The organism is Mycobacterium sp. 852014-52450_SCH5900713 (assembly GCF_001667075.1).
Taxonomy (GTDB): Bacteria; Actinomycetota; Actinomycetes; order Mycobacteriales; family Mycobacteriaceae; genus Mycobacterium.
Window position 1 is genome coordinate 30,577 of sequence record NZ_LZIL01000044.1, and the last position, 23,033, is coordinate 53,609.

Consider the following 23,033-nt stretch of genomic DNA (forward strand, 5'->3'; position numbering starts at 1 on the left):
CCGATATCCGCCCCATATAGCGTTGTATTACGTCGGCGTAACACCTTGGCGCACAAACGGTTACAACCCGGCCGGATCCGCAGGATCATGGCCGGGAACCCCTGGCTGCGTTAGTGACGGTATTTTGCTGGCAAACCCGGGGTCAAGCGGACGAGCCAACCCCATATGGAACGCAAAGATTTAAATTCCGCATCATCCGACGGACATCTCAGAACCCCGAACCGTGCACCTCGTGGCCGGGTACCTCGGCGATCAGACCCCGGTAGGCCTCCTCGACGCTCGACCCATGGTTGATCACCGCGTCGACTTCGCGGGCGATCGGCATGTTCAGTCCGAACTCGTTGGCGAACTCCACGATCACGCTGGCGGCCTTGACGCCCTCGGCGACCTGGTTCATCGAGGAGATGATCTCGTCGATCGGCTTGCCGGCGCCCAGTTGTTCGCCGACGTGACGGTTGCGGCTGCGCTGGCTGGTGCAGGTCACGATGAGGTCGCCCAGGCCGGCCAGGCCGGGGAAGGTCTCGGGATTGCCGCCCAGGGCGACGCCGAGCTTGGTCATCTCGCGCAGCGCGCGGGCGATCACCAGCGCGCGGGTGTTTTCCCCGATGCCCAGGGAGTAGCCCATCCCGACCGATATCGCGTAGACGTTCTTCAGCGCCCCGGCCATCTCGACGCCGATCACGTCGTCGGTGGTGTACACCCGGAAACGCCGGGTGCGGAACAGCCCGGACAGCCGGGTCGCCAGATGCTGGTCGGGCATGGCCAGCACCGCCGCGGCGGCGTAGCCCTCGCCGACCTCGCGCGCGATGTTCGGCCCAGCCAGGATGCCCGCGGGATGGCCGGGCAGGACCTCCTCGATGATCTGCGACATCCGCATGTTGGTGCCCTGCTCGAGGCCCTTGACCAATGACACCACCGGCACCCACGGCCGCAGTTCCTTGGCCAGTTCGGCCAGCACGCCGCGGAAGCCGTGGGAGGGCACGCCCATCACCACGACGTCGGCGGAGTTCGCCGCCTCGGCGAAGTCGGTGGTGGCGCGCAGGGTGTCGCTCAACACCACGTCGTTGCCGAGATAGCGGCTGTTGCGGTGCTTCTCGTTGATGTCGCTTGCGGTCTCCTCCGAGCGGACCCATTGCAGCGTCGGGCCGCGGCGCGCACAGATGGACGCCACCGTGGTTCCCCAGGAACCGCCACCAAGGACAACGACTTTGGGTTCGCGCTTCTCAGCTGCCATGGCGATCAGCGTATTGCCGACACCTCGCATTTAGTAGCAGTTCACGAACTTCGGTCGGCGTCGGTCAAGCCTCACCCGGCCAGGGGTGCCCGGTCGGATGCCCGGCCGAAGACCATCGCTTCCTCGATGCGGTCGAAGCGGTAGTCGATGGCGTCGGCGAGGTAATTCTGCCGCACGTTCCAGGGCCGCTTGGTTCCCGATTTCGGCAGCGCGTGCACCGACCGCAGCACGTAGCCGGCGTTGATGTCCCACGACGGCTTCTCGGTCATCGGCTCGTTGCCGCGATGCGGGTAGGCGTGGGTGTAGCCGTGAGAGGTCATGTGCGCCAGCAACTTTGCCGTGGCCCGGGCGGTGATATCGGCGCGCAGCGTCCATGATGCGTTGGTGTAGCCGACGCACCAGAACAGGTTCGGCACGTCCTCGAGCATGTGGGCTTTGTAAACGAAGCGGTCGTTGGTCTTGATCTCGTTGCCGTCCAGGCTGATCGCGGTCCCGCCCAAGGCCTGCAGCTGCAGGCCGGTGGCGGTGACGATGATGTCGGCGTCGAGGTGCCCGCCGGATTTCAGCGCGATGCCGGTCGCGTCGAAATGGTCGATGTGATCGGTGACCACGTCGGCGCGGCCGGTGGCGATGGCGTTGTACAGGTCGGCGTCGGGGATCAGGCACATCCGTTGGTCCCACGGGTTGTAGCGCGGCTTGAAGTGGGTGTCGACGTCATAGCCGGCGGGCAGGCTGCTGATCGCCTTGCGTCGCAGCAGCCATCGCACCAGCCCGGGCGCCTTGCGCGACAGGGCGAAGAACACCGCTTCGGTGAGTGCGCTGTACATCCGGACCACGAGATGGGCCAGCCCGCGGGGCAACACTTTCCGCGCGACGGCGGCGACCGTGCCGTACTTCGACGCCGAGATGAGATAGGTGGGTGAGCGTTGCAGCATGGTCACTTTGGCGGCCAGGTCCGACAGCGAGGGCAGCAGCGTGACAGCGGTGGCCCCGCTGCCGATCACCACAACCTTCTTGCCGGTGTAGTCCAGGTCTTCCGGCCAGTGCTGGGGATGCACCACGACGCCGCCGAAGGTTTCGATGGCGGGGAACTCAGGGGTGTACCCCTCGTCGTAGTTGTAGTAGCCGCTGCCGAAGAACAGAAATCGGCCGCGGTACAGCTTCCGCGCGCCGTCCTGCTCGACGGTGACCGTCCAGGTGTCGGTGGACGAATCCCAGTCGGCCGAGCGGACGTAACTGTTGAACCGAATGTGTCGATCGATGCCGTACTTGTGCGCGGTGGCGGCCAGGTACTCGCGGATGTGAACACCGTCGGCCACGCCTTCCTTTCGCGTCCATGGCTCGAAGGGGAAGGAGAGCGTGAAAATGCTGCTGTCCGAGCGCACCCCGGGGTAGCGGAACAGGTCCCACGTGCCGCCGATCTGTGCGCGCCGCTCCAGGATGGTGTAGGTCAGCTGGGGGTTGCGCTCGCTGATTCGGTAAGCCGCGTCGATGCCGGAGATGCCGGCGCCGACGATGATGACGTCGGAGTAGTCGGCCTCGGTCGGTGTCTGGCCGTCGGCTTCCTGGGGAGTCACGGTCATCGTGAACCTCACTCACTTTGTGGGACTGGTCACTAGAGTAGGCACCCAGCGGTTGGCCGGGCCAGTGATCGTCATAACGGCTCCATCAGCACGTCGACGTGCAGCGGCGCGCACCGGTCGATCAGCCAGATCTGGTCGGCGGGGCTGGCGAAGATGCGCGCGTGGGACGGGTCCTGAGCGAAGGCCGGGTCTGTTCCGGGGCCGCACCTGTCGCCGAAGAAGACGTAGGCCTTGGTGTCGTTGCATTGCCGCGACATCCACACCAGCCCGTCCAGCCCGGCACTGTGCGCGGCTTCGGCCCAGCGCATCGTGGTGTCGTAGCTCGACGCCGGGCTCGCCGTGAGCTCGCCGGCGGTGACCTTGAGGCGTCGCAGCCCGGTGCCGTGCAGCACGCCCAGGCGCACGGGCCGGGTCACCTCCAGTCGGACGAGCACTTTGTCCGCGTATTGGTCGTAGGGGAGCAGGCCGCCCTCGACGGGAATGTCGTGCAGCAGCGTCTCGGCGATGGCCGCGTCCTCGGTGTCGGCCGCGTACATGATCGGCACGACCGGGTCGCCGAAGAAACCGAAGCGGGTGCGCGCGCCGATGCCGGGGTTGAAGTCGGTGGCGGTGCGCGTCGCCGACAGCACGCGGTAGAGCGGGTGTCCCGCCGGCAGGGTGGCCGTGGCCGGGTCGAACGGGTCCGGGGGTCGCCTCACCACGAGACGGCCAGGGCCTCCGCAGCGACCGCAACGACGCGATCCGGATCGGTGGCGAGGCGGTCCACGGGCCGCTTCCCGTCCAGGTAGGTGGTGGGCGAGCACAGCCACTGCACCAGCCCGGCCTCCGACCAGCCGTTGTCCTCCGCGATCTCGCGCAGCCGGGCGATGACCGCCAGCGGTTTCCCGTCCGGGCCGAACTGGAACCCGGGGTACGCGAGGTAATTGCCGCGCCGCACGGCTACCAGCGCCTTGTTGCGGTGGGCGGTGGTGGCCAGGTTGCGCGGTGCGCTCGACCGCGAGCCCATCCGCTTACCGGCGTCGGTGCTGCTCAGCATCCCGAACTCGGCCTCGATGCGGCCGTACAGGTTCTGCTCGGCCTGCACCGCCCGCGCCACCGCGGGTTCGGTATAGACGGCGACCGACGACAGCGCGACGCCCACCGCGCGCGCGCTTTCGCGGAGGCGCTCGTGCGCGGTGGCCAGCTCGGCGACGGTGGTCATGGGGATCGCTCCAGCGTTCGGTTCGTGCAGTTCATTCTACTGCACGAACCGAACGCACGGGAGCTACCGGTAGTTGACGAACTGCAGCGCGACGTCGAGGTCGGCCTGCTTGAGCATCGAGATGACGGCTTGCAGGTCGTCGCGCTTTTTGCTGCTGACCCGGATCTCGTCGCCCTGGATCTGCGTCTTGACGCCCTTCGGCCCGTCGTCGCGGATCAACTTGGTGATCTTTTTGGCGTGCTCGCTGTCGATGCCCTGCTTGAGGGTGCCGCTGACCTTGTAAGTCTTTCCCGACGCCTGCGGTTCGCCGGCGTCGAAGGCCTTCATCGAGATGTCGCGGCGGATCAGCTTCTCCTTGAAGACGTCGACGGCCGCCTTGACGCGTTCCTCGGTGGACGACGTCAGCTCGATAGCCTCGTCGCCCTTCCACGCGATGGTGGTGTCGGTGCCGCGGAAGTCGAAGCGGGTGGCCAGCTCCTTGGCTGCCTGGTTGAGTGCGTTGTCGACCTCTTGGCGCTCGACTTTGCTGACAATGTCGAACGATGAGTCCGCCATTCGATCCGTCCCTTCATCCGGTGATGGCCGTTTGTGCTTTGTCTACCCCCTCGTTGTAACCTGTCTGGCGGCAGGTTGCCCGAGCGGCCAATGGGAGCGGACTGTAAATCCGTCGCGAAAGCTTCACAGGTTCGAATCCTGTACCTGCCACCAACGTTCGTGAGAGAACTAGTTTGTCCCGCCTACGGCCGGCTTAGATGCAGGCTGAGTAGGCACTAGCTGGTGGGCGTCGCCGGGGGCAAGCACTCCGTCCACCCGGCGCGCTAGTCGGACAACATTGCCGACTCGACGGCGGCGGTGCGCCCCAACGGGGGACAGGGCTATGCGGGAAGAACTGAAATCCGGGTGGCGGAATTTCGGACCCAGAAATCACCCACAGATTTGGCCCAGCTGCCCGTCAATGGGGCTCGCGCCCTCGCAATCGCCTAGTTGGTATCTGCGCACGGGGTTATCGTGCGGGAGGTTGTCGATGCAAGCCTGACGGGCGGCGGCACCGGAGATGCCGGCACAGGGATTGTCGGCTCGTGCCGGTGCTGCTGGAATGCAGATGAGCCCCAATGCTACGGCTGTTGCCGCCGCCACGCCTATTACCACCGTTTTCATTGGTTCGTCCTTTCCCGACCCTCGATGGCCACTGATTATCGGATAGATCGGGGTGGACGGCGACTCGAGCGACACGTGGTAGGCGCCTACAACCCATCCAGCAAATTAGTTGATCAATCAGGCGACGAGAACTGCATGGATAGGCACATTGTTGACACGCCTAACCGCTGTCCTCGAACCTTGCTTGGCTCAATTGAATGCATTGCAGCACAACGTATTTGGGCGGGATAGGACGACACATGTGCACGGGCGAACCCGGCGTGGTGCGCCTTTGCCTCATCCGCCTGACGGGGGTCGGCGCATGATGTGGCCGAAGATGGGCGGTCCGTAGCCCTTCTCGTCGGGCTTGTCCCGCTGGGCTTTACGCGCCCCCGGCGGCATCGGTGGGATGAACATCGGGGTGAGAGGCGCGCCCTCGGCCGTCGTTGCCATCAATGGGCCCTGTGCGGCGGACAGCTGGATCGGAGAGGTGACCGCCGAAGGCGGGACCACGAGATTGCCAACGTACATGCCCTTGCCCAGAGAAGCGGTGGCGGAACTCTCGATTGCGCCGGCCGTACTGGCCGTAGCGGCTGGCGGGGCATAGATATTGGGGGCCCCGCCCACAGCCTCGGGACCGGTGATGTTGTAGGCGATGGCCAGGTTGCGGGGCGTCGCGGACAGGACGTCTGGGAACTGACCGGGGAAGTAATCGTGGCCGCTCGTAATCAAGCCTATGAAGGACTGGGGGTTGCCGATACCGCTGCTGACCAGGTTTTGCAGATAACCGTTGACGGTCTGAACGAACGGATTGGCGAAGAATTGCGTCGGGTCGACTGCTGCCGGGGCTAGCGGGGCGCCTACCACCGGCGCGGCGGCTGCCGCCCTGCTCACTGCAGCCGTTTGAACGGTAGTGGCGGTCGGAGCGGTCATCGGGGACGGCGGGTTGAACGTCGGCATCGCCATGGTCTGGAGGCTGCTGGCCTGATAGCCGAGCATGGCGGTCGTGTTACCCGCCCACATCTGCAGGTACTGGGCCTCGTTGGCAGCGATGGCGGGAAAGTTGATGCCGAAAACGTTTGTCGCGATCAGATGGGCCAGCTGCGCGCGGTTGGCGGCGACCACGCTGGGATGCACCACAGCCGCCTGGGTGGCGGCGAACGAGCTGGCCATCGTGTCAGCCGCCATCGACATATGAGCGGCCTGGAGCGAGGTGGTTTGTAGCCAGGCGACGTAGGGCAGGGTGGATGCGGTCATCGCCGTCGCTGACGGCCCCTGCCAGGGAATCTCCGCCACGACGGAGGCGTAGCCGGCGGCGGTCTGTCCCAGCTCGATTGCCAGCTGGCGCCAGGCGTCGGCGGCGGTGAGCCATGATCCGGGCCCCGGCCCTGAATGAATCAGTGCCGATGTGATCTCGGGAGGAGCCCAGAAGTCCATCGCCGACCCCCCGTCAGAGCTTGGAGTCGATAATCCTGAAGCCGCGCATGCGGGCCTGCGCGGCCAAGCGTCCGCCGAGGGACCGATTCTCACTCCCCACGCGTTGTCCCTTTCGGTGACGTTCCTGTCCGGTACGTGGCCCGATTCGTCGATTGACAGCGTATGCGCCCGCGGGGTTGCTCACTCCGGGAATCGTGAGATCCATTTGGTCAGCTCGCCGCGCCTCTCGATTCGCCACTCGCGCGGAAAGCCGGGGCAGTGCGCTCTGATTCCGACTTCGGACCTCCCCACGAAGCGCGTATTGGATGCCCGCGCGGGGGCAGGCCGCCCGAGTCGTGATTGGCCGAAAACTCCTGCCTGGGATGTGACAGTTGACGGCAAGAGGCGCGGTCCCTGGCACACGAAAAGGCCTCAGTGTTGAACGCATCTCCCCCCCGTTCGTCAGCGCCCTTCCCGTTACAGCGTTCTCAACGCACCGGGGGCGCCCCCGGCTGTGATCCTCTCCGCTGAGCCACGCGCAGCGGTGTGCGGCGGAGACTTTCGAATCCAGGCATTGCGACAAACTTGCCCCAGTTGTCCGTAGTCGGGGCTGGCCTGGCAATTGCCCATTCGGGGCCCGTGCATGGGGTCATCGGTCGAGGAGCTGTCGGTGCAAGCCTGGTAGGCCGTGGGATCGGTGATGCCGGCACAGGGGTCGTCGGCGCGCGCTTGTGCCGGTGGAATGCAGAGGGGTGCCAGCGCTATCAGCGCCGCCACGGACGCCCCGATTGCCCTCCTCATCGGTTCTTCCTCCTGACCACTAGCCCACTAACTCAGTGTGGCACTTGTGATGAGGGCAGTCGAGCATCGCGCAAACAGACTGAAGGGCTTACCCGCTCAGGCGTTGCGGCGACGGCGGTTTCGGCTCGTCGGCGGTCCGCACGTCGCGGCCGGCGCCGGCCGACACGGTCGCGGCCTCGCCGCGAGCCAGCCCCACCGTCGCGACGATCACCAGCACCGCCGCCACCGCCAGCACGACCCAATCGAAGCCCTGGGCGTCCAACGTCTCGCCGAGCACGGTGATCCCGAGGACCGCGCCGACAATGGGCTTGGCGGCGATGATCGTCGGCAGTGAGGCCGTCAAAGCCCCTGCGCGGTATGCCGATTGGTGGATCACCATCCCGGCCGCGCCGCAGAACACCCAGCCGTAGACCTCGGGTCTGCTCCACAACTGTTCGGGGTTGTGTTCGAGGATGTCGACGACGCCCTTCATCAGCACCGCGAACACCGCCAGCAACGAGCCGGCGACCGCCGCGAGCGATACCGCGGCCAGCGGGCGATCCGACCAGATGCGCGCGCCCAGCATCGCCAACAGCAGCGGTGGGGCCATCGCGAGGGCCACGATCAGCCACACGTGTGCCGCCGCGCGCTGCTGGCCGCCGGTCGGATCGCCGACCGCGATGACAACCACCAACGCCGCGGTCAGCAACACCGCCCACACCCACTCCGCGCGGGTGACCGGATGGCGGCTCATCCGCGCGTAGATCGGCAGTGCGAACAGCAGCGCGGTCACCTGCAGCGACATCACCAACAGCACCGAGCCCTTGTCCAGGGCCGCAGCCAGCAAGATGTAACTGGCGATGTCTCCGAGACCGCCCATCCACCACCGCGTATCGCGCAACAGCATGCCGAAGAGCGCCAGGTGGCCGACGGGTTTGTCGGTGACCTCCTGGGCGGATCGCTGACGGACGACGTTGCCGATCGCCGACGCCAGCGCGGCGCACAGGGCGAGAATCGCCGCCATATCAGCCCTCGACATGCCACTAATCTAGCCGGGCCCCGGCAAACCGCCCGCCGAGCGCGGTTCAGAGCGGGAACGCGGTACCCGTGAGCTCTTCGGACAGGTCCCACAGCGCCACGGCGGTGCCGGCTCGCTTGGCTGGCCAGTTACGCCACGTCGGCTGGGTGCGCCCGTACAGGCCGAAGCGCGGGCCGACGAAGGTGTCGCCCGGCAGATCCTGCGACACCGCGTACAGGGTCTGGCGGGCGCCGAAGTCGGCATCGGTGGACACAATGCGGTCGACCGCCAACACCGCCGCGTCGCCCAGCTTTCGGCCGGAGTTGCCTTGCAGGTTCGTATGCGACCAGCCGGGGTGGGCGGCCAGCGCGCGCAGAGAAGAACCGGCGGTGTCCAGACGTCGCTGCAGCTCGCTGGTGAACAGCAGGTTGGCGAGCTTTGACTGGCTGTAGGCCAGCCACGCCGAATACGGGCGAGACTGGAAGTTCAGGTCTTTGAGGCTGATGTAGCCGAAGTGGTGCATCAGTGAGGAGACCGTCACCACCCGGTCGATCAGCTTGGGCAGCAGCAGGTTGGTCAACGCGAAGTGGCCGAGGTGGTTGGTGCCGATCTGGCCCTCGAAGCCGTCGACGGTCACCGCATGTTTGGTGGCCATGATGCCGGCGTTGTTGACCAGCACGTCCAGCGCGGCCATCTCGTCGGCGAAGCGCCGCACCGAGCCCAGGTCCTGCAGGTCGAGTTGGCGCACCTCGACGTCGCCGGCCATCCGCTCGGCGGCGGCCTTGCCCTTCTCCGTGTCCCGCACCGCCAGAACGACGCGGCCCCCGGCCCGCGCCAGCTCCCGCGCGGTGACCTCGCCGAGACCGGCGTTGGCCCCGGTGATCACGACGGTGCGTCCGGCGAACGAAGGCAGGTCTGCAGCGGTCCAACCAGGCATGCAGCCCACCCTAACTACGTGATCTCACCCGCCAAGCCGCCGCAGGTATCGTGCGTGGGATGGCCGGCGGAACCTCACCTGGACGGCGCTGATGTACCTAGGGGTCATCGTCAATCCGCTCGCGCGCAGGAATCGCCGCGGGCGGGGCGACCGCGTCGCCGAGTTGCGCCGCATCGTCGGTCCGTTCGGCGAGGTGCACGAAACCGCCTCGATCGAGGACCTCGGCAAGACCCTGGACCAGCTCCATCCGCGGGTCACGCACCTCGTCGGGGACGGCGGCGACGGCGCACTGCACTGGCTGATCAACGAGATCGAGCGTTGCGAGAGCGACCCGGAGCGCTGGCCGACATTCGTGCCCACCAACGGGGGCAGCGTCAACGCCGTCGCCCGCAAGGCACACGTGCGCGGCCGGCCCGATGCCATCATCCGCGCGCTGGCGGCCGCCGCCAAGGCGGATCGGCCCCCGCCCGAGATGCCCCTTGACACCTTGCAACTCGACGGTGAAACCGCCGAGGGCGCCGCGTTCCATCGTCTGTGCTTCGGACTGGCCGCCGGGGGTGTCGGAAATCGGTTCTACGACATGTATTACGGGAAACCCGATCATGGCCGAGGCGAAGTCGTTCGAGTGATCGGTCGCTCGTTCCGCGACTACCTCGGTACGAAAGTCGGCCGTTCGCAGGACTCCAATTACGCGTCCGTGCTGTTCGCCCCGACGCGCGCCCGGGTCGTCATCGACGGTGAGGAGGTTCCGACACGGATGCACCGCGTGCTGCACGCCGGCGCCATCGACCTGCGGATCGGCGGGCCGTTCCGGCTTTTCCCGAAGGCCGAGAAGCCCGGCGCGTTGCACTTCCAGGCCGGCGAGGTGCGGCCCTCGCGCATCGTCGCGCAACTGCCCGCGGCGCTCACCAATGGCACGCTCCGGGGTCGCGGAGTGCGCGACGTCAATGGCCACGAAATGATCATCGAGGCCGACGGGGAGCCGCTCTCACCGATCATCGACGGCGAACGGTTCGTCGGTATCACCCGGCTGGTGGCCCGCGCCGGTCCGCTCATCCGCGTCGCTCAAACCGGCTGACTCCGCATCTCAGTAGATCCGCAACGCGGGCCGCGAGAACCGTGGTGGAAATCACTTGCTAACGTCGTCGGCAGGCGCGAGATTTCAAATCGTTTGGACGCGGCTATGCCCTTTGCGTTGGCGATACGAAACGGCGGGGCAATTGCCTACGGATTCAAACGCAAGAATTCAGCATTAGCGCAAATACGCATCTCAGTATTCGCGGGCTTGCTGAACGCTGTACCGACGAAAGCCCCTGGTAAAAGCGGAAACTGAAATACTGAAGTCCGTAGTTAAGGACGCGGCTCGCCGCACAATGTTGTCGCTGGATAAGCCGATCCTGTGAGATCAATGTGCAGTATAGGAAAAGCCTCTGCACGCTTTGCCTGACCCCCATTAGCGGCGTTACATTGGGCTTTATCGATTGATCCCAAAGTTCTTATCGCTCATAGTTGACCCGGAAGGGGGTGGCTCCTGCGATGGAGACGCTCATTGATCACCTGCACATGCGGGAAGCGCTGACTCCGGACAAGACCCTCTTCCGGTTCGTCGACGACGAAGGCCGCGAGCAGGAGCACTACACCTACCAAAGTTTCGCCGAGCGGACGCGTGAGCTGGCCGCCTACCTGTCGGCGGAGGCCGGGCTGCGCCCGGGAGACCGCGCCCTGCTGGTCTACCCACCCGGTCTGGAGATGGTCGCTGCGTTCTACGCGTGCGCCCGCCTCGGGGTGATCGCTGTGCCGGTCAGCCCCCCGCTGCCGATGTCGTTCGAGTCGGGGCTGGCCAAACTCAGCTTCATCGCCCGCGACTGCCAGGCGAAGGCGGTGCTGTCGACCAAGCAGTTCGAATACGACTACCGCCTGCTGCTCAACCACCTCGACGATGGGTCGCCCTGGCCGGACGCCCAACGGCCCCCGGAACTGCCCTGGTACGGCACCGACGGCACGCAGGACTTCGGCGGCACGCCCGTGCCCGACACGCCTGGACCGGTGCTCTTCCTGCAGTACACCTCCGGCTCCACCAGCGACCCCAAGGGCGTGGTGGTCAGCCACGCCAACGTCATCGCCAACGCCTCGGCCTTCACCAAAGACGAGGTGCTGGTCAGCTGGCTCCCGCAACACCACGACATGGGCCTGATCTCCGCCTACCTGTTCATCCCGCTGATCGGCGGGACGACACACGCGATGTCCCCGCTGGACTTCCTCAAGCGACCGTCGGCCTGGCTGCGGCTCATCAGCGACGTGCGCGCGACCCACACGCCGGTGCCCAACTTCGCGCTCGAGTTGTGCCTGCGCGAGGACAAGCTGCCCACGTCCGAGCTCGCCGGGATCGACCTGAGCAGCCTGGAGAGCATCGTCGTCGGTGCAGAACCGCTGCGCGCCAGCACGTTCACCCGCTTCCGGCAGCGTTTCGCCCCCTACGGCCTGGAGCCCAACGCGCTCACCGGCGCGTACGGCATGGCCGAAAACACCCTGATCGTCTCGCTTCGCGGGCGCCAGACGCTGGCGCTGAACAAGCGCGCGCTGGAGAACAACCTGGCGCGCGTCGAAAAGGCCCAGCCGGAGAACAGCAACCAGGCGCCGGTGGTGAGCTGCGGCAAGCCCATCGACGGCAACGTCGTCCGAATCGTCGATCCGGAATCCGGGCGGGCCCTCGGCGAGGGCCGGGTCGGTGAGGTCTGGCTGGACGGGCCGTCCAAGGGCGGCGGCTACTGGAACCGCCCGGAGCTGAGCGCGGAGGCCTTCGCGGCCCGCATCCCCGGCGACACCGAGCACACCTACCTGCGAACCGGCGACCTCGGCTTCGTGTACGAGGGCGAGCTGTTCGTCTGCGGCCGCAGCAAGGACCTGATCATCGTGCGCGGCGTCAACTGCTACCCCTCCGACATCGAGGGCATCGTGGAGCGGTCGGCCCCGGAGGTCCGCGGCGGCTGCGTCGCCGCCTTCTCGGTGGAACACGACGAGCAGGAAGTGCTGACCGTGGTGGCCGAGGTGCGCGGCGAGCACGCGCTACCGGATGGCAAGGCCCTGGCGCGGGCCATCCGGCGGCACGGCCACATCGACCCGCACACCATCGCGTTCGTGCCGCCACACAGCATTCCCAAGACCACGTCGGGCAAGATCAGGCGCTCCTCGACGCGCCAGCTCTGGCTGGACGGCGAGCTGCCCGTCCTGGCGGCCTACACCCATCAGCCGCACGACCGGGCCGACGCGAACCCCGGGCCGCTGGACAGGTTCCGGAATCTGATCGAGAGCTACGACCTCACCGGCGAGGAGGACTGCTCCTTCGCGGACCTGGGCATCGATTCGCTGGCGCTAGCCGAGCTGCGCGCCGACCTGCAGGCCCTGCTGGAAGAGCACGGCGCGGGTGGGCTGGCCGAGGAGGTCAACACGCGCCTGCTGCAGCGACTCACGGTGGCCGAATTCTTCCGCCTGATGCGGCAATTCGGTGAGGAGTCCGGCCAGCCGCTCGATGCGCTGCGTCAGGCGCTGGACCAGATTGCGACGGAGTACGAGGCCTACGAGGTCGCCCGGATGCGTGCGGACGCGCAGCTTCCGCTGCCGGCGCTGCCGCCGGCACGCTCGGGCGCGCCCAGCGACATCCTGTTGACGGGCGCGACCGGATTCCTGGGGCCGTTCCTTGTCAGCAGCCTGCTCGGCCGGACGTCGTGCACCGTCCACGCGCTGGTTCGCGCCACGGACTCGGCACACGGCCTGGACCGGATCGTCGCGTCGCTGCGCAAGGCGCGCCTGTGGTCGCCGGCCCTGGAAGCCGAGGTCCGCCAGCGGGTGCGCGTGGTCTGCGGCGACCTCGCCGCGCCGCAGCTGGGCATCGGTGAGCAGGGGTTCCAGAGGCTGGCCGAGAGCGTCGACGCCATCGTCCACAACGGCGCCCTGGTCAACTACGTCAGGACCTACGACGCCCTGCGGCCCGCCAACGTGATCGGGACGCACGAGCTGTTGCGGCTGGCCATGACCGCGCACCGCAAGACCTTCCACCTGGTCTCCAGCACCTTCATCTACGGGTGGAGCGTCAAGCCGGTGGTCGGGGAGTCCGACGCGAACCTGGAGATGAACGCCCTGGACTTCGGCTACTCGCAGACCAAATGGGTCGCCGAGCAGCTGGCGTTCGCCGCCCAGCGGCAGGGGCTCGACGTGCGCATCTTCCGGCCCTCGTTGATCTCACCGACCAGCGCGGGGTTCGGCAGCCAGGACGACATCCTGGTGCGCACCATGGCGTTCATGATCGAGCACGGCGTCGCCGCCAACGCGCTCAACCAGCTCAGCCTGCTGCCCGCGGACCTGATCGCCGATCACATCGTCGCGTTGATGGAGCTGCCGGCCGACGCGGGCACGGTCTTCAACATGACCGCTGACGATTACTACAACATGACCGACATCACCCGGGTCTTGACCGAGCGCTATGGCTACCGCTTCGATTACCGCGACATCCCGTCGTTTGCCGCCGAGATGAACCGTCGGTGCACGCCGCGCGATCCGATCTACCCGCTGGTGGATTTCCTCACCCGCTCGGCGGACAAGATCGCGGCGATGCGGGACAAGCGCTACGGCAACAGCCAATACCAACGTGCGCGCGCGCTGGCCGCGGTCCGCCTGCGTGAGCCGGCGCTGGCGGAGACGGTCGAGAATCTCGTCCGGTTCTTGCGCAGTGAGCGCCTGATCACCGAGGCTGAGGCCGAGGCGCAACGCAGCGCCTAGCCGTAAGGGGGTCTTCTATGTTCACCGTCGACGATCAGGCGACGGGTCCGCATGACGCGTCGCTCGACCACGAGCGGATCGTTCTGCAGGCACGTGACGTCGACTTCGACTGGGCGTCGCTGCCGTTCTACTACGTGCCCAACGAGCCCTTCACCACCCACTTCTGCAACGTGCTGCACCTGCTGCTGCCCGCCGGCGAGGAGTTCATCGTCGACGCGTTCAAGAACACGTTGCCGATGATCAAAGACGATCAACTGCGGCTGGACGTGCAGGGTTTCATCAGCCAGGAGGCCATGCACTCCCAGGCGCATTCGGGGGTGCTGGACCATTTCGCGGCCAACGGCGTCGACGTCACGCCGTTCACCGACCAGATGGCCTGGCTGTTCTCCCAACTCATCGGGGACCGGCCCGGATGGGGCCGGCGGCGACGCCAGAGCTGGCTGCTCGAGCGGGTGTCGATGGTGGCGGCCCTCGAGCACTACACCGCCATCCTGGGTGAATGGATCCTCGACACCCCGCAACACGACGCCCTCGGCACCGACCCGGTGATGCTGGACCTGCTGCGCTGGCACGGAGCGGAAGAGGTCGAGCACAAAGCGGTGGCGTTCGACACGATGAAGCACCTGCGCGCCGGCTACTGGCGCCAGGTGCGCACCCAGCTGCTGGTGACACCGGCGCTGCTGTGGTTGTTCATTCGCGGGGTGCGGTTCATGTACTCGGTCGACCCGTACTTGCCGCCGGGCACCAAACCGCGCTGGCGCGACTACTTCAGCGCGGCACGGCGTGGCCTGGTGCCCGGCCCCTTCCAGTTCCTGCGGGTGATCGGCGCCTATTACACGCCGAGTTTCCACCCCTCCAAACTTGGCGGAGTCGGGCGCGCGGTCGACTACCTGGCCCGATCACCAGCCGCCCGCGCGGCGCATTGAGCTTCCGGAGTTCGCGCGAATGACCCAGTGCAGCAACGTAATCGCTTCCGACGGCGTATCCCTTGCGGTCCACGCCCACTCGGAGATCGACCGTGGGCGCCCGACGATCTTGGCGATCCACGGCTACCCGGATAACCACCACGTGTGGGATGGGGTCGCCGAGGAGCTCGGCGGGCGCTTCAACTTCGTGGCTTTCGACGTGCGCGGCGTCGGTGCCTCGTCCAAGCCGGCGCGGCGCTCGGGATACCGCCTGCCCCAACTGGTTTCCGATATCGGCGCGGTGATCGACAGCCTCGGCGTGGACCAGGTGCACCTGGTGGCCCACGACTGGGGTTCCATCCAGGCCTGGTCGGCGGTAACCGACGACACGGTGATGCGCAAGGTCGCCTCGTTCACGTCGATCTCCGGCCCGCACCTGAACTACGCGGGCAAATTCCTGCGGTCCGCACGCACGCCCCGGGGGGTGTTCGACGTGCTCAAGCAGGCGCTGGCCTCGACGTACATCTGGTTCTTCCTGTGTCCGGGGGTGCCCGAGCTGGCGATCTGGTCCCGGGCGACCGTGGCGGTCTTCGCCGGGGTCGAACTGATCGGCCGCCCACGTGGCACCCGCCGGCAGCGCGCGGCGACCACCCGGTCGATCCGCGACTACCTCAACGGGCTCAACCTGTACCGCGCCAACATGCCGGGACCTTTCCTGGCTCCGGGAAAGCAGGTGCCGGAGACCAGCGTCCCCGTGCAGGTGCTGGTGGCGCGCAAGGACTATTTCGTGTCCCCGCCCCTGCAGCGGTTCACCGGCTCGATACCGGCCCGCGGCAGGGTGATCCCGATCGAGGGCGGGCACTGGGTGGTGTCCTCCGATCCCGACGTCATCGCGCGGCTGACGGCCGAATGGGTCAACCAGGTCATCGACATCCGACAGGCATAGGAAATTCGCAGTGGCACATGCGATTTGGAGTAACAGACCCGCCGACCTGTACGGTCGCCGCAAGCGCGATCGTCTCTACACGGCATTGTGGGGAGTCGGCACCCTCTTCGGCGGGTTGGCATCGGCGTCGCGGTGGGACCCGTCGCGGATCGTGCCGGTGCCGCGTACCAACACAGCGCTGGTCACCAAGCGCGAACTTCTCACGCCCGACGTGGTCGCGTTGACGCTCGCCGACGCGCAAGGCGGTCTGCTGCCGTCGTGGACTCCCGGCGCGCACATCGATATCCGGCTCGCTTCGGGCCGCCGCCGCCAGTACTCACTGTGCGGTCCGCCCGGTCGGCGCACCGACTACCGCATCGCGGTGCGCCGGATCGCCGACGGCGGCGGTGGCTCGATCGAGATGCACGACGCCTTCGACGTGGGCGACACGGTCGAGTTCGAGGGCCCCCGCAATGCGTTCTATCTCGTCACCGACGAGCGTGAGGTGTTGTTCGTGATCGGCGGCATCGGCGTGACACCCATCCTGCCCATGGTCCGGCTCGCCCAGCAGCACGGAATCGACTGGCGCGCGGTGTATGCCGGGCGCAGCCGCGAGTACATGCCGCTGCTCGACGAGCTCGTGGCGATCGCGCCCGACCGGGTAACGGTATGGGTCGACGACGAGCGCGGCCGCATAGCCACCGCCGGCGAACTGCTGGCCGACGCCGGGCCCACGACGGCCGTCTACGTGTGCGGCCCGACCGCCATGCTCGAAGCGGTGCGTGCGGAGCGCGACCAGCACGCGAACGCGCCGCTGCACTACGAACGCTTCGGGCCGCCGCCCGTCGTCGACGGTGTGCCGTTCGAGCTGGAGCTCGCCCGCTCGCGGCGCGTGCTCAGCGTCCCGGGAAACCGCTCGGCGCTCGACGTGATGCTCGACGGCGACCCGAGGACCGCATACTCGTGCCAGCAAGGCTTCTGCGGCACCTGCAAGGTGAAAGTGCTTGCGGGGCAGGTTGATCGCCGCGGCCGCACCGTGGAGGGCGACGGCGAGATGCTGGTGTGCGTCTCCCGGGCCAAGGGCGATCGCCTCGTGATCGACGCCTGACCCGGCTGGGCATTAAGTCTCGTCCCTTGCGCATGCTCCGGTAACGTACTCTCGCTCTCGGAGAGGGCAGATCGCAGATTTGAGAATGCCGCTCTTCAGGCGAAACTGCAGCGGTTAGGTGAGGCTTAGTTATCATCGGCAGTCGGGCCGCTTGAACGCAGTCGTGTGAAGGAATGGGGCAAGGGTGACCGATACCACCACGCCAGTGGCGGAGGAATTCGACGGCCCGCCGTCGGTGTCGCTGCGGGCGCGCGGCCGCTGGCTGCGGTGGGGGCTGCTGGCGGTCTGGGGCCCCGGGCTGGTGGTGATGCTGGCCGACACCGATGCGGGCTCCTTGATCACCGCGTCGCAGTCCGGCGCCCAGTGGGGCTACCGGATGGTGCTGCCGCAGCTCATGTTGATGCCGATCCTCTATTGCGTGCAGGAGATGACGGTGCGGCTCGGCATCGTCACCAAACGCGGTCACGGCGCGCTGATCCGGGAGCGGTTCGGTCGCGGCTGGGCGTGGCTGTCGGCCTTCACGCTGTTCGCCTCGGCGATCGGGGCGTTGCTGACGGAGTTCGCCGGGGTCGCCGGGGTGGGGGAACTTTTCGGTGTTTCGCGGTGGTTCAGCATCCCGGTCGCGACCGGCGCGCTGTTGGCGTTGGCGTTCACCGGCAGCTACCGGCGCGTCGAACGCATCGGCCTGATCGTCGGCGCGGCCGAGCTGGCGTTCCTGGTCGCCATGGTGTTGGCGCGGCCGCGGCTGGACGCGCTGCTGGACGGTCTGTCCTCGATGCCGCTGGGCAACTCGTCATACCTGCTGCTGGTCGCGGCCAACGTCGGCGCCGTCATCATGCCGTGGATGGTCTTCTACCAGCAGGGCGCGGTGGTGGATAAGCGGTTGTCGGAGGCCACGATTCGGCAGGCCCGCTACGACACGGCCACCGGCGCGGTGCTGACCCAGCTCATCATGATCGCGGTGGTCGTCACCATGGCCTCGACGGTTGGCGCGCACGACGGCGGAGCTTCCCTGAACACCGTCGGCGAGATCGCCAATTCGCTGACCCCCTACCTGGGCCGCACCGGCGGGACGGTCCTCTTCGGGTTGGGAATGCTCGGCGCGGCGCTGGTCGCCGCGATCGTCGCATCGCTCGCCGGAGCATGGGGGCTTGCGGAGGTCTTCGGGTGGCGGCACACGCTCAACGAGCGGCCCAACCGTGAGACCGCCAAGTTCTACATCACCTACGGGCTCGCCCACGTCGTCGGCGCCGTGCTCGTCCTGGCCAGCGTCGACCTGGTGAACCTCGCCGTGGACGTCGAAGTGATGAACGCCCTGCTGCTGCCGATCGTGCTGGGATTGCTGTTGGCGCTGGAGGCCAAGGCGCTGCCCGAGCAGTGGCGCATGCGCGGGCCGCACAAATACATCACCTGGGTTCTGTGCCTCGTTGTCATGGGCTTCGGGCTCTACATGGTTCCGCAGGCGCTGGGCTTGACCTAAGACGTCCTATTCGTCGTGGTGCGCCGGGTAGGCGTGCACAAGTGCGCTGTTGAGCTTGGGCACCGCGTGAGTCAGCTCGTGTTCGGCGTCATGAGCGATGCGGTGGGCGTCCTCGAGGCTGGTGTTGGGATCGATGTCGAGTTCCGCGTCGGCGTGCAGTTGGTGACCTATCCAGCGCATCCGGATGCTGCGCACGCTGCGGACACCCGGCCGGGCGGCAAGGCACGCCTCGGCGGTGTCGACGAGGCTCGGGTCCACCGCATCCATGAGCCGGCGGAAGATGTCGCGCACGGCGCGGTACAGCACGGCCACGATCGCCACCGTGATGATCATGCCGACGACCGGGTCCGCAATCGGGTAGCCCAGAGCGACGCCGATCGCCCCGAAAAGCACTGCCAGCGAGGTGAATCCGTCGGTCCGCGCGTGTAGGCCGTCGGCGACGAGGGCGGCCGAGCCGATCCGGCGGCCGACCCGGATCCGGTAGCTCGCGACGCCCTCGTTGCCGAGGAAGCCCACGATGCCGGCCACCGCGACCCAGGCGACGTGCTCGACGGCGACGGGGTGGATGAGCCGCAGGACGGCCTCGTAGCCGGCGATGATCGCCGACAGGGCGATCATGCCGATGACGAACAAGCCCGCGATGTCCTCGGCGCGCCCGTAGCCGTAGGTGTATCGGCGGGTTGGCGCACGTCGGCCCAACGAGAACGCGATCCAGAGCGGGACCGCGGTCAGCGCGTCCGAGAAGTTGTGAATGGTGTCGGCGGCCAGGGCGATCGACCCGGACACGACGGCGATGACCACCTGCATGGTGGCGGTCGCGGCCAGGCCGATCAGGCTGATCTTGACCGCCCGGATGCCGACGGAACTGGATTCCAGCGCGGTGTCGACGCTGTCGGCGGCGTCGTGGCTGTGCGGGACGAAAAGGTGGGCCACCACGCCGCGAATCCCCCCTGGGTGGTCATGGTCATGACCATGGTCGTGGTGATGTTGGTGAACGTTCTCGCCGGTCATCGCCGTCCAGCTCTATCTGCATCCATACGTAGATAATAGATTAATTGCGGCGCTTCAGGCGAGTTGTCATTCAGTTTCCGCGGGCGGTGCAGCGGCAGGCAACGTGACAATCACTTCCGCGCCGCCCGCGGCGTGATTTCCGGCGGTGACGGTGCCATGGTTGCGCCGGGTGAGGGTGTCGACGATGGCCAGACCAAGTCCGGTGCCGCCGGTGGTTCGTGCCGTGTCGGCGCGGGTGAATCGGCCGAAGGCATGTGGGAGGAAGGTGGGCGGGAATCCCGGACCGTGGTCGCCGATGCGGATCTCCACTCCCTCGGCGGATGCCTGCGGCACGCGGATGGTGATCGGCGGAGCGCCGTGTTGGGTGGCGTTGTCGATCAGGTTGCCAATGATCCGATCGAGGTCGACCGGATCGACGCTGACGTATCGCCCCGCGGGGCAGTCGATCTCGAGTTGTTCGTCGAGGCCGTGGCGGTAACGCTCGCCGATTGCATCAAGGTGGGTTCGTAGGTCAACGGTTTCCCGCTTGGCGGAGCCGCCGGTGTCTGCGACTGTGAGCAGGTCCCGGGCCAGGCGGGAAAGTCGGATGGTTTCGTCGAGGGCCGAGCGCATTGCGGAGACCAGTTCGGGGTTGCTTCGTGGGCGTCGCAGGGCAAGTTCGAGTTCGGTGGTCAGCAGGCTGAGCGGGGTGCGAAGTTCGTGGCCCGCATCGCTGACAAACTGTCGTTCCCGCTCCAGCGCGTCGCGCAGCCGTTGCAAGAGCTCATTGAATGTTATTCCGAGCGACTGGATTTCATCGCGGGCGGCCGAGACGGGCAGGCGGGCGTGCGCGTCGGTGGCGCTGATGCCCGCGGCACGGGCGCGCATGCGTTCGACGGGTCCAAGGGCGGCGGCCGCCAGCAGATACGCTCCGATGGCGGCGACGAACAACACCAACGGGAAACCGACGGCCAACTCGTTGCGCAGATCCGCCACCGCTGCGTCGCAGTCGGCCATGCTCTGGGCCGCCACAACGACGCGTCCCCCCGCGACCGGGCCTGCCGCCACCCGAACCGGGCTCTCCAGGTTGCCCAGCCGAGAGTGATCCGCAACCAGCCGGCCGCGTCGGGCGCTGTCCAGCTCGGACGGCGTCAGCGCGGTCTGCCCGACGAGATTCGAGGTGGCAGCAAGCACCCTGCCGTCGCCCGCGATGACTTGTTGGGCGGTATCGGCATCGCCGCCGGCGAGCAAGGGATCATCGTCCTCTGCGATCGGCCGCAAATTGGTCAGTTGGTTTAGCAGTGACTCGGTGATCGCCGTGTCCAGCGATTCCTTCGTGTGGCCAACGGTCAGGCTTGCAACGGCCAACAGCAAGAGCGCCATCACGGCGGTGAAGGCGGCGGTGAGTCTGATCCGGATCGGCCAGCGCCGGATCATCGGCCCGGTTTCTCGGGCACGCCGCCGTCGGTGCGCATCCGGTAGCCGATACCCCGCACGGTTTCGATGGAGCGCATCCCAAACGGCCGGTCGATCTTGTCGCGCAGCGCGCGGATGTGGACGTCGACGACGTTGGAGCGCGATTCGTAGGCGAAGTCCCAGCAATGTTCCACCAGGAGCTCTCTGGTCAAGACCGTGCCGGGCCGCCGCATCAGCAGTTCGAGCAGACCGAATTCCTTAGTGGTCAGGTCGATTTCGACATCTCCGCGCCAGCATTTGCGACTCGCAGGGTCGGCGCGCAGCTCCCCGGCCGTCAACACGGTGGGCCGTGGTGTGGGTCCGCGCCGGATCAGCGACCGCAGCCGGGCGAAGAGCTCATCGAGGTGGAACGGCTTGGTGAGGTAGTCGTCGGCCCCCCCGTCAAGCCCGGCGACTCGGTCGATGACGGCGCCGCGCGCGGTGAGCATCAGCACCGGGACCCAGTTCTGCCTGCTGCGCCATTTTCGGCAAATTTCGAAACCCGACATGCCTGGCAGCATCACGTCCAGCACCACCGCGTCGTAGTCGTATACGGTCGCGGCGTGGTAGCCGCTGGCGCCATCGGCAACGATATCGACCGCGTAGCCGTCTTCGGTCAGACCCCGGCGCAGCAGGTCGGCCATCTTGGGCTCGTCCTCGACGACCAGCACGCGCACGGTAGTCACCACCCTTTCCGTGCTCGGTGCCTGTGACGGCACCGGGCCTACACCATCATCGCCCTTGTCGACGTATGTCGGGTGTAGTCGGCGTTGATGAAGCCACGATGAGGACACGCCCGCCGTGTCGGGCACGCTCCGGTCAAGCTTCATCGTGGCTTCATGAAGAAGCGGTAGACCCACGGCCATGGCGGGTGTCGAGCATGGTGTGGCGAGAATTGCCGCGATCACCGCCGTGGCGGCGGTAGTGCTGGCAGGGTGTGGTTCTGGCTCCAAGGGCGGCGGGGGTAGCGGCACCGGGCAACCGGCCAACCCCCGTTCAGCGGTGAGCACCAGCGATGCCGACTGGAAGCCGGTGGCCGACGCTATCGGACGGACCGGAAAGCTCGGCGACAACAACACCGCCTATCGGATCAATCTGCCGCGCAACGATCTTCACATCACCTCCTACGGTGTGGACATCAAACCGGGGTTGTCCTTGGGCGGGTATGTGGCATTCGCCCGCTACGGCGACAACGCGGCGCTGATGATGGGCGACCTCGTGGTCACCGAGGAAGAGTTGCCCGCGGTCACCGATGCGCTGCAGGCGCATGGCATCGCCCAGACCGGGCTGCACAAGCAACTGCTGCAACAGAATCCGCCAGTGTGGTGGACCCACATCCATGGCATGGGTGATGCTGTGCAGCTGGCAAAGGGGCTTAGAGCGGCGCTGGACGCGACATCGATCGGCCCGGCCATCCCGCCGCCGGCGCAGCAGCCGCCGGTCGACATCGACGTTGCCGGGGTCCAACAAACTTTGGGCCGCAAGGGAACCCAAGATGGCGGGTTATTGAAGTACAGCATCCCCCGCAAAGACACCATCGTCGAGGACGGACGCGTGCTGCCCGCAGCATCGCTGAACCTGACGACCGTGGTCAATTTTCAGCCGATCGGCGGCGGTCGCACAGCGATCAACGGTGATTTCATCCTGATCGCCCCCGAGGTGCAGAAGGTCATCCAGGCGTTGCGCGGCGGCAACATCCAGATTGTCGAGTTGCACAATCACGGCCTCACCGAGGAGCCCCGGCTGTTTTACATGCATTATTGGGCGGTCGACGATGCGGTCACCCTGGCGAAGGGGCTGCGCCCGGCCCTCGACTCCACCAACCTGCAGTCGGGGTAGTGCCGATGCTCAGCACGAAGCCTCCGTCGAGGAAATCCTGACGATCGATCCATTGGTGCTCCACCGAACCCGATTGCGCCCAGCTTCAAGAAGTACGCGAGGAGCCGGCCGAAGCCGACGGCGCCGGCGGGTGGGTAAGGGTCGGCCTGACTCATATCGAGTATGTAATCAACGTTGCCTCTGACGATCGACGCCTGAATCCGGTGTGAGACGAATCGGCGAACCAGACGGCCGAGAAGTGTTGCACGC

18 protein-coding genes and 1 tRNA gene are annotated in these 23,033 nt (G+C 66.8%); 8 read left to right on the top strand and 11 right to left on the bottom strand.

Annotated elements, in window-relative coordinates:
• Positions 1 to 208 precede the first annotated feature (208 nt).
• From A5773_RS12895 to A5773_RS12915, 5 genes are all read right to left on the bottom strand, one after another.
• Positions 209 to 1,234, bottom strand: a complete 1,026-nt coding sequence (locus tag A5773_RS12895) for an NAD(P)H-dependent glycerol-3-phosphate dehydrogenase (protein ID WP_156744838.1) — start codon at positions 1,232 to 1,234, stop codon at positions 209 to 211.
• A gap of 71 nt (positions 1,235 to 1,305) precedes the next feature.
• Positions 1,306 to 2,817: an NAD(P)/FAD-dependent oxidoreductase gene (locus A5773_RS12900; protein ID WP_067791187.1), complete on the bottom strand. Its 1,512-nt coding sequence runs from the start codon at positions 2,815 to 2,817 to the stop codon at positions 1,306 to 1,308.
• Positions 2,818 to 2,888: 71 nt separating this feature from the next.
• Complete coding sequence (locus tag A5773_RS12905; RefSeq protein WP_197507877.1) at positions 2,889 to 3,515, bottom strand: RES family NAD+ phosphorylase; 627 nt, start codon at positions 3,513 to 3,515, stop codon at positions 2,889 to 2,891.
• On the bottom strand, positions 3,512 to 4,018 hold the full coding sequence (locus A5773_RS26295) for a DUF2384 domain-containing protein (RefSeq protein ID WP_067791192.1): 507 nt from the start codon (positions 4,016 to 4,018) through the stop codon (positions 3,512 to 3,514). Before A5773_RS26295 ends, A5773_RS12905 begins: the two co-directional genes overlap by 4 nt.
• 63 nt (positions 4,019 to 4,081) lie before the next feature.
• Entirely contained in the window at positions 4,082 to 4,573 is a 492-nt protein-coding gene (locus A5773_RS12915; protein WP_066956577.1) for a YajQ family cyclic di-GMP-binding protein, read from the bottom strand.
• A gap of 69 nt (positions 4,574 to 4,642) precedes the next feature.
• Here A5773_RS12915 and A5773_RS12920 point away from each other — a divergent pair.
• A tRNA-Tyr gene (locus A5773_RS12920) sits at positions 4,643 to 4,726 on the top strand.
• A gap of 726 nt (positions 4,727 to 5,452) precedes the next feature.
• Here the strand turns inward: A5773_RS12920 and A5773_RS12925 are convergent.
• The 3 genes from A5773_RS12925 to A5773_RS12935 all read right to left on the bottom strand — a co-directional run bounded on the left by A5773_RS12925 (position 5,453) and on the right by A5773_RS12935 (position 9,306).
• Complete coding sequence (locus A5773_RS12925; RefSeq protein ID WP_067791194.1) at positions 5,453 to 6,592, bottom strand: PPE family protein; 1,140 nt, start codon at positions 6,590 to 6,592, stop codon at positions 5,453 to 5,455.
• Positions 6,593 to 7,460: 868 nt separating this feature from the next.
• Complete coding sequence (locus tag A5773_RS12930; RefSeq protein ID WP_066956583.1) at positions 7,461 to 8,390, bottom strand: DMT family transporter; 930 nt, start codon at positions 8,388 to 8,390, stop codon at positions 7,461 to 7,463.
• Between the two features lie 46 nt (positions 8,391 to 8,436).
• Positions 8,437 to 9,306: an oxidoreductase gene (locus A5773_RS12935; RefSeq protein WP_067791196.1), complete on the bottom strand. Its 870-nt coding sequence runs from the start codon at positions 9,304 to 9,306 to the stop codon at positions 8,437 to 8,439.
• A 91-nt stretch (positions 9,307 to 9,397) separates the two neighbouring features.
• Here A5773_RS12935 and A5773_RS12940 point away from each other — a divergent pair, with 91 nt between their 5' ends.
• The 6 genes from A5773_RS12940 (at position 9,398) to A5773_RS12965 (ending at position 18,500) form a co-directional block, all read left to right on the top strand.
• The gene (locus A5773_RS12940) at positions 9,398 to 10,384 is read left to right on the top strand and encodes a diacylglycerol kinase family protein (protein WP_066956589.1); all 987 of its coding nucleotides are present in this window, start codon (positions 9,398 to 9,400) and stop codon (positions 10,382 to 10,384) included.
• A gap of 458 nt (positions 10,385 to 10,842) precedes the next feature.
• Positions 10,843 to 14,082 (top strand): fatty acyl-AMP ligase, encoded by a 3,240-nt coding sequence (locus A5773_RS12945; RefSeq protein ID WP_066956592.1) that lies wholly within the window; start codon positions 10,843 to 10,845, stop codon positions 14,080 to 14,082.
• Between the two features lie 17 nt (positions 14,083 to 14,099).
• Positions 14,100 to 15,008, top strand: a complete 909-nt coding sequence (locus tag A5773_RS12950) for a metal-dependent hydrolase (RefSeq protein ID WP_066956595.1) — start codon at positions 14,100 to 14,102, stop codon at positions 15,006 to 15,008.
• Between the two features lie 19 nt (positions 15,009 to 15,027).
• Positions 15,028 to 15,933 carry an alpha/beta fold hydrolase gene (locus A5773_RS12955; RefSeq protein ID WP_066956689.1) on the top strand — a complete coding sequence of 302 codons (906 nt, stop codon included), beginning with the start codon at positions 15,028 to 15,030 and terminating at the stop codon, positions 15,931 to 15,933.
• Between the two features lie 10 nt (positions 15,934 to 15,943).
• The gene (locus A5773_RS12960; RefSeq protein WP_066956597.1) at positions 15,944 to 17,020 is read left to right on the top strand and encodes a PDR/VanB family oxidoreductase; all 1,077 of its coding nucleotides are present in this window, start codon (positions 15,944 to 15,946) and stop codon (positions 17,018 to 17,020) included.
• A gap of 184 nt (positions 17,021 to 17,204) precedes the next feature.
• A complete protein-coding gene (locus A5773_RS12965; RefSeq protein ID WP_066956600.1) occupies positions 17,205 to 18,500 on the top strand; it encodes an NRAMP family divalent metal transporter in 1,296 nt (431 codons plus the stop codon).
• Between the two features lie 6 nt (positions 18,501 to 18,506).
• Here A5773_RS12965 and A5773_RS12970 read toward each other — a convergent pair whose 3' ends face one another.
• From A5773_RS12970 to A5773_RS12980, 3 genes are all read right to left on the bottom strand, one after another.
• Positions 18,507 to 19,511: a cation diffusion facilitator family transporter gene (locus A5773_RS12970; RefSeq protein WP_066956603.1), complete on the bottom strand. Its 1,005-nt coding sequence runs from the start codon at positions 19,509 to 19,511 to the stop codon at positions 18,507 to 18,509.
• Between the two features lie 66 nt (positions 19,512 to 19,577).
• Complete coding sequence (locus A5773_RS12975) at positions 19,578 to 20,927, bottom strand: ATP-binding protein (protein ID WP_066956606.1); 1,350 nt, start codon at positions 20,925 to 20,927, stop codon at positions 19,578 to 19,580.
• Positions 20,924 to 21,631, bottom strand: a complete 708-nt coding sequence (locus A5773_RS12980) for a response regulator transcription factor (protein ID WP_066956691.1) — start codon at positions 21,629 to 21,631, stop codon at positions 20,924 to 20,926. The genes A5773_RS12975 and A5773_RS12980 overlap by 4 nt, the downstream gene beginning before the upstream one ends.
• Before the next feature lie 178 nt (positions 21,632 to 21,809).
• On the opposite strand from A5773_RS12980, the gene A5773_RS12985 reads away from it, so the two are divergent.
• Complete coding sequence (locus A5773_RS12985; RefSeq protein WP_067791198.1) at positions 21,810 to 22,784, top strand: DUF1259 domain-containing protein; 975 nt, start codon at positions 21,810 to 21,812, stop codon at positions 22,782 to 22,784.
• Positions 22,785 to 23,033: the final 249 nt, after the last annotated feature.

What these genes read in the sequence shown, in the direction of transcription:
- A5773_RS12935 (WP_067791196.1), bottom strand. Translation starts at nt 9,306, where the DNA reads ATGCCTGGTTGGACCGCTGCAGACCTGCCTTCGTTCGCCGGACGCACC.
- A5773_RS12940 (WP_066956589.1), top strand. Translation starts at nt 9,398, where the DNA reads ATGTACCTAGGGGTCATCGTCAATCCGCTCGCGCGCAGGAATCGCCGC.
- A5773_RS12975 (WP_066956606.1), bottom strand. Translation starts at nt 20,927, where the DNA reads ATGATCCGGCGCTGGCCGATCCGGATCAGACTCACCGCCGCCTTCACC.
- A5773_RS12900 (WP_067791187.1), bottom strand. Translation starts at nt 2,817, where the DNA reads ATGACCGTGACTCCCCAGGAAGCCGACGGCCAGACACCGACCGAGGCC.
- A5773_RS12925 (WP_067791194.1), bottom strand. Translation starts at nt 6,592, where the DNA reads ATGGACTTCTGGGCTCCTCCCGAGATCACATCGGCACTGATTCATTCA.
- A5773_RS12915 (WP_066956577.1), bottom strand. Translation starts at nt 4,573, where the DNA reads ATGGCGGACTCATCGTTCGACATTGTCAGCAAAGTCGAGCGCCAAGAG.
- A5773_RS12950 (WP_066956595.1), top strand. Translation starts at nt 14,100, where the DNA reads ATGTTCACCGTCGACGATCAGGCGACGGGTCCGCATGACGCGTCGCTC.
- A5773_RS12970 (WP_066956603.1), bottom strand. Translation starts at nt 19,511, where the DNA reads ATGACCGGCGAGAACGTTCACCAACATCACCACGACCATGGTCATGAC.
- A5773_RS12895 (WP_156744838.1), bottom strand. Translation starts at nt 1,234, where the DNA reads ATGGCAGCTGAGAAGCGCGAACCCAAAGTCGTTGTCCTTGGTGGCGGT.
- A5773_RS12985 (WP_067791198.1), top strand. Translation starts at nt 21,810, where the DNA reads ATGGCGGGTGTCGAGCATGGTGTGGCGAGAATTGCCGCGATCACCGCC.
- A5773_RS12955 (WP_066956689.1), top strand. Translation starts at nt 15,028, where the DNA reads ATGACCCAGTGCAGCAACGTAATCGCTTCCGACGGCGTATCCCTTGCG.
- A5773_RS12945 (WP_066956592.1), top strand. Translation starts at nt 10,843, where the DNA reads ATGGAGACGCTCATTGATCACCTGCACATGCGGGAAGCGCTGACTCCG.
- A5773_RS26295 (WP_067791192.1), bottom strand. Translation starts at nt 4,018, where the DNA reads ATGACCACCGTCGCCGAGCTGGCCACCGCGCACGAGCGCCTCCGCGAA.
- A5773_RS12930 (WP_066956583.1), bottom strand. Translation starts at nt 8,390, where the DNA reads ATGTCGAGGGCTGATATGGCGGCGATTCTCGCCCTGTGCGCCGCGCTG.